This is a genomic window from Lactiplantibacillus garii (genome assembly GCF_003885105.1).
Lineage (GTDB): Bacteria > Bacillota > Bacilli > Lactobacillales > Lactobacillaceae > Lactiplantibacillus > Lactiplantibacillus garii.
In genome coordinates, this window is the sequence record NZ_QWZQ01000126.1 from 1 (window position 1) to 707 (window position 707).

Sequence of the window (707 nt, forward strand, 5' to 3'; positions counted from 1 at the left end):
GTATAGTAATTTAACTAAGGGAGTCTTTGGTTACCATACGTGGAAAAACTCAATGGAATTGAGCAATTCTACGGCTAATCAGGAAATCTATAAGGCGCGTTATATTGGCTACTTCATCAATACGGATGATGGTGGTAATTATTTATTAACCAAAGCTCAAAATAAAAAACAAAAAGTAATTTTTAGCAAATAGGTAAATCAAATGAAAAAGACGTTACAAATATTGGGCATTAGTGTACCTGTCATTCTTGGTATCGTGTTGATTTGGCACGTGGTATTGTGGATGATCGGCCTAGTACAGCTATTGATTGGTTTTGTTGTTGCCGGGATTCAGTGGCTACTGGGAATTATCTTTCTGGCTATTTTAGTGAAGGTATTCTTTGGGGGAAGTGGTAGTTCCGCTACGACGACTCATAGAAAGAAGCCGTTCTTTGTTGCGGATGCGCGTGACCACGTTGGAAGTGCCCGTAAACACGTTCCCGATGCCCGGGATAATATTCCAGACGCCCGTGACCGGGTCAGTCACGCGGTAAAAAATGAACGCGATCGGCGACGGTGGTAAAAAAATACTGATACGGTGGCTGAAATTAAGCGCATCGACTTTAACTATGGTTAGTTTAGACAATTCTAGGCGGCCATAGTTTTTGTTTATACGCGGATTTTCTTCAACCAATCATTAGTTTGAAGTAGTTGTAGTATAATTATAT

Annotated in this window: 2 protein-coding genes; both read left to right on the top strand. The window is 40.3% G+C overall.

Annotation, left to right across the window (positions count from 1 at the left end):
• Positions 1-193, top strand: a 193-nt coding sequence (locus D1831_RS14750; protein ID WP_225422915.1) for a hypothetical protein, incomplete at its 5' end; no start/stop codon positions are given.
• A 9-nt stretch (positions 194-202) separates the two neighbouring features.
• Complete coding sequence (locus D1831_RS14275) at positions 203-562, top strand: hypothetical protein (protein WP_125073459.1); 360 nt, start codon at positions 203-205, stop codon at positions 560-562.
• Positions 563-707 lie beyond the last annotated feature (145 nt).

What these genes read in the sequence shown, in the direction of transcription:
- D1831_RS14275 (WP_125073459.1), top strand. Translation starts at nt 203, where the DNA reads ATGAAAAAGACGTTACAAATATTGGGCATTAGTGTACCTGTCATTCTT.